The sequence below is a fragment of the Elusimicrobiota bacterium genome, from assembly GCA_040757695.1.
Classification (GTDB): Bacteria; Elusimicrobiota; UBA8919; order UBA8919; family UBA8919; genus JBFLWK01.
The window spans coordinates 1-1,038 of the sequence record JBFLWK010000263.1; the positions used below are offsets into that span (position 1 = coordinate 1).

Sequence of the window (1,038 nt, forward strand, 5' to 3'; positions counted from 1 at the left end):
TTTTAAACCCCCTAATTTTACTACTATCTCCAGGAATTCCTGTTGATCTGTTTAAAACATATTTACTTGGCTTGATACTCGATGATCGCTACTTTAGCGTTCTAGGATTATCTGAAAAGACCAGAAAATTTAACACATATCAATTATACAAACTGCTTCAATACAGAATTAACTGGAGAAAACTATTCTACTTGTTGATAAAGGCTGTGTTAATAAATCAAAATACCTCACGCTGGTATTTGATTTTAGATGCAAGCCCTTTAGAACAGCCATATGCCAAGTATAGAATAACCAAAAGAGGTAAAATTTCAATAAATAATATGAAAAATGTTCCACATAATCAATTAATAAGCTTAATATTATCCAATGGAACTACAACGGTTGTTTTTGATTACAGGATATGGGTCTCTCCAAAAGTTTCAAAGTCTTATGATTACGTGAAACAACCCGATCTAGCACTTGACTTAATCAAAAAGTACAATTTGACAAATACCCCAGTAAAAACAATACTGATAGATAGTTTTTTCTCCTCAAAGAAAATAATCAAGTGGTTAAACGAATATAATTATTGCTGGTTTACAAGAATAAAAAAGTCTAGGGTGTTTTTTGTAAATAATAACCGCTTTAAACTTGCGACATATGATCTAGAAATAAATCAAAGTATAATCTGTGAGCTAAAAAATATAAGAAATACAGTAAAAATAATCAAGATTCTTCACCAGAATGAGATTTATTTTATTGCAACAAACCAAGTTCACTTATCTTTAGCTAAGATAAAATCATGCTATCTCTTTAGATGGAAGATTGAGCTCTTTCACCGAGAGGCTAAACAAAAGCTGGGGCTAGATTACATACGGATGGAAAATTATCGTTCTTTAGTAAATCATGTTGGATTTGTTTGCCTTGCTTTTAGTTTGCTGTCTGCACTACGGCAACACAATAGGGCTAAATTTGGCAATATTAAAAGAACGATACAAAATCAACTATACTCAAAGCGTGATGGTATCGATAGATTTAACCAGAAAATTGCATCGTGAA

Annotated in this window: 1 protein-coding gene; it reads left to right on the top strand. The window is 31.5% G+C overall.

Annotation, left to right across the window (positions count from 1 at the left end; genetic code table 11):
- Positions 1–71: 71 nt before the first annotated feature.
- The gene (locus tag AB1349_14655) at positions 72–1,037 is read left to right on the top strand and encodes a transposase (GenBank protein ID MEW6558567.1); all 966 of its coding nucleotides are present in this window, start codon (positions 72–74) and stop codon (positions 1,035–1,037) included.
- The last annotated feature ends 1 nt before the right edge of the window (position 1,038 follow it).